The organism is Mycobacterium sp., from assembly GCF_049281135.1.
In the GTDB taxonomy this organism is placed as follows: Bacteria; Actinomycetota; Actinomycetes; order Mycobacteriales; family Mycobacteriaceae; genus Mycobacterium.
This window is the reverse complement of sequence record NZ_JBAPRN010000507.1, coordinates 1-3,184: the sequence shown is the minus strand read 5'-3', so window position 1 is coordinate 3,184 and position 3,184 is coordinate 1. Positions and strand designations below refer to the sequence as shown.

Sequence of the window (3,184 nt, the reverse complement as noted above, 5' to 3'; positions counted from 1 at the left end):
GACCTGTGGGTGATCGGTTTCGCGCTGTTGGCCGCATTTTTACTGGTGCGCGACTGGTGGGGCCGTCGGCGCGGCTGGCTCAGGTAGGCAACTCAGCGGCGAGCTGACCGCATGCGGCGGCGATCTCGCGCCCGCGGGTATCGCGCACGGTGCATGTCACGCCGGCTGCACGGACCCGTCGAACGAACTCCCGCTCAACGACTTTCGGGCTGGCGTCCCAGTCGCTGCCCGGTGTCGGGTTCAGCGGAATCAGGTTCACGTGCACGAGCGGGCCCAGCGCGCCGTGCAGACGCTTGCCCAGCAGGTCCGCCCGCCAGGGCTGGTCGTTGACGTCGCGGATCAACGCGTATTCCACCGACACCCGTCGACCGGTCTGCTCGGCGTAGTAGTGGGCGGCATCCAGCGCCTCGCCGACGTTCCACCGATTGTTGACTGGCACCAGAGTGTCGCGCAGTTCGTCGTCCGGGGCGTGCAATGACAGCGCCAACGTGACCCCGAGTCGCTCGTCGGCGAGTTTGCGGATGGCCGGGGCCAGGCCGACCGTCGACACCGTCACCGACCGCGCCGAGATGCCAAATCCGTTCGATGGCTGCTCGGTGATGCGGCGTACTGCCGCAAGCACCCTGGCGTAGTTGGCCAGCGGCTCCCCCATGCCCATGAACACGATGTTGGACAACCGGTCGCCCCGCTCGTCGCGCAGCGCCGCTGCCGCGGCGCGCACCTGCTCGAGGATCTCCGCGGTCGACAGATTGCGGGTCAGACCGCCCTGCCCGGTGGCGCAGAACGGGCACGCCATGCCGCAGCCGGCCTGCGACGAGATGCACACCGTGTTGCGTTGCGGGTAGCGCATCAGCACCGACTCGAAGGTGGTGCCGTCGACCGCCCGCCACACCGTCTTGCGGGTCTGGCCGGCGTCGCACGTGACCTCGCGGGCGGCCGTCAGCAGCTTCGGGAACAGCACCTCCGCCACCCGGCCGCGGACCGTGGCCGGCAGGTCGGTCATCTGCTGTGGGTCGGCGATCAGGCGGCCGTAGTACTGATGCGCCAGCTGTTTGGCGCGAAACGGCGGAAGGCCCAGCGCGGCGACGGCCTCGATGCGCCCAGCCTCGTCGAGGTCGGCCAGATGGCGAGGCGGCAGCGCGCTGCGTGGTGCCTCGAAGACCAGTTGTTGCTTCATCCGCTGCGGACCTTAGGGCAACAGGGTGAGGACGGTCCAGGTGGCCACCGCCGACGGCAGCGTTCCATCCAGCCGGTCCATCAGCCCGCCGTGGCCGGGCAGGATCCGACCCATGTCCTTGATACCCAGGTCGCGTTTGATTTGGGACTCCACCAGGTCGCCGAGAGTCGCGGTGGCCACAATCGTCAGGCCGAGCACCAGGCCGATCCACACCGGCTTGTTGATCAACAGAGTGGTGGTCAACGTGACCGCGGTGATCCCGAAGAACAGCGAACCGGCCAGGCCCTCCCACGACTTGTTCGGGCTGATCGACGGGACCATCGGGTGCTTGCCCATCAGCACGCCGACCGCATAACCGCCGACGTCGGAGGCGACCACCCCGATCATCAGGCAGAACACCCGGGCAGAGCCGTTCGTCGGATAGGCCAGCAGCACGCTGAACGACGCGAACAGCGGTACCCAGGCGGCGACAAATATTGTGGCCGTAACGTCGCGCAGGTAATTCGACGGCGGCGAATCCGCACCAGCCGGCGAGGCTGAACTGCTCAACGCCAGCCGCCAGAACATGCAGACCACAGCGGTGATGCCGAACCCGGCCAGTGCGCCGACCGCATGGTGATACCAGGCCAGCCACACCATGAGTTGGCCGCCGGCAAGCAACGGCACCACCGGGATGACGTAACCGGCCTCCCGCAGCCGACGGACCACCTCGTGAGTAGCCAACGGCATCGCGGCGGTGAGCAGGAAAACCCAGAGGAACCGGTCCCAGATCAGGATCGCGACGATGGTGAGGCCGATGGCGGCACCCACGGCGATCGCCGCCGGGAGATTGCGGCCCGCCCGCGACTTCTTCTGCCGGCCATTTTGGGGCTGCTCCACCGAGCCCTCTGCCGGGCTGTCTGCGGGGGTGTCAGTCTCTGCCACGGACGTCGTCTGCTGAGCGGCCGTCAGACCTCCAGCAACTCGCCTTCCTTGTGTTTGACCAGGTCCTCGATCTGGGTCACGTACTGCTGGGTTGACTTGTCCAGGTCCTTCTCGGCGCGCGCGACCTCGTCCTCGCCGGCTTCGCCGTCTTTGCGAATCCGGTGCAATTCCTCCATCGCCTTGCGGCGGATGTTGCGCACCGACACCTTGGCGTCCTCGCCCTTGGCTTTGGCCTGCTTGACCAGCTCGCGACGACGTTCCTCGGTCAGCTGCGGCACCGCCACCCGGATCAACGTGCCGTCGTTGGTGGGGTTCACCCCCAGATCTGAGTTACGGATCGCAGCCTCGATGTTTCCGAGCTGACCGGCCTCGTACGGCTTGATGACGACCAGCCGCGCCTCGGGGACATTGATGCTGGCGAGCTGCGTGATCGGAGTCGCAGAACCGTAGTAGTCGATGACAATCCGGTTGAACATGCTGGGATTGGCCCGGCCGGTCCGGATGGTCGACAGGTCGTCGCGACTCACCGATACGGCCTTTTCCATTTTCTCCTCGGCGTCGAAGAGAGTCTCGTCAATCATTTCCGCCGCTCCTCCTGCCCTTTTCGCATCGCACCGCCCTGTGGATCGTCGCCGGCGGGCATTTCTGCGCCGCGCCTCCCTTCACGTTGTGACCAGCGTCCCAATTTTGTCACCCGCGACGGCCCGAGCGATATTGCCATCGGTCAGCAGGTTGAAAACCAGAATCGGCATGCGATTGTCCATGCACAAGCTGAACGCGGTGGTGTCGGCCACCTGCAGCCCGCGATCGATCACTTCCCGGTGCGTGATGGCGGTGAACAATTCGGCCCCCGGATTCACCCGGGGGTCTTCGGCGAACACCCCGTCGACCGCCTTGGCCATCAACACCACGTCGGCGCCGATCTCCAACGCCCGTTGTGCGGCGGTGGTGTCCGTGGAGAAATACGGCAGCCCCATACCGGCACCAAAGATCACCACCCGGCCTTTTTCCAGATGACGGACGGCTCGCAGAGGTATGTACGGCTCGGCGACCTGACCCATCGTGATCGCGGTCTGCACCCGG

The 3,184-nt window shown here is 66.3% G+C and carries 4 protein-coding genes; all 4 read right to left on the bottom strand.

Features of this window, described 5'->3' with window-relative positions:
- Nucleotides 1-79: 79 nt before the first annotated feature.
- A complete protein-coding gene (gene rlmN / locus WAN02_RS20285; protein WP_422266021.1) occupies nucleotides 80-1,177 on the bottom strand; it encodes a 23S rRNA (adenine(2503)-C(2))-methyltransferase RlmN in 1,098 nt (365 codons plus the stop codon).
- Between the two features lie 12 nt (nucleotides 1,178-1,189).
- Nucleotides 1,190-2,101, bottom strand: a complete 912-nt coding sequence (locus WAN02_RS20280; protein WP_422266020.1) for a phosphatidate cytidylyltransferase — start codon at nucleotides 2,099-2,101, stop codon at nucleotides 1,190-1,192.
- 23 nt (nucleotides 2,102-2,124) lie between these two features.
- On the bottom strand, nucleotides 2,125-2,682 hold the full coding sequence (gene frr / locus WAN02_RS20275; RefSeq protein ID WP_422266019.1) for a ribosome recycling factor: 558 nt from the start codon (nucleotides 2,680-2,682) through the stop codon (nucleotides 2,125-2,127).
- An 81-nt stretch (nucleotides 2,683-2,763) separates the two neighbouring features.
- The coding region (locus WAN02_RS20270; RefSeq protein ID WP_422266018.1) for a uridine monophosphate kinase at nucleotides 2,764-3,184 on the bottom strand (421 nt) is incomplete at its 5' end.

What these genes read in the sequence shown, in the direction of transcription:
- rlmN (WP_422266021.1), bottom strand. Translation starts at nt 1,177, where the DNA reads ATGAAGCAACAACTGGTCTTCGAGGCACCACGCAGCGCGCTGCCGCCT.
- frr (WP_422266019.1), bottom strand. Translation starts at nt 2,682, where the DNA reads ATGATTGACGAGACTCTCTTCGACGCCGAGGAGAAAATGGAAAAGGCC.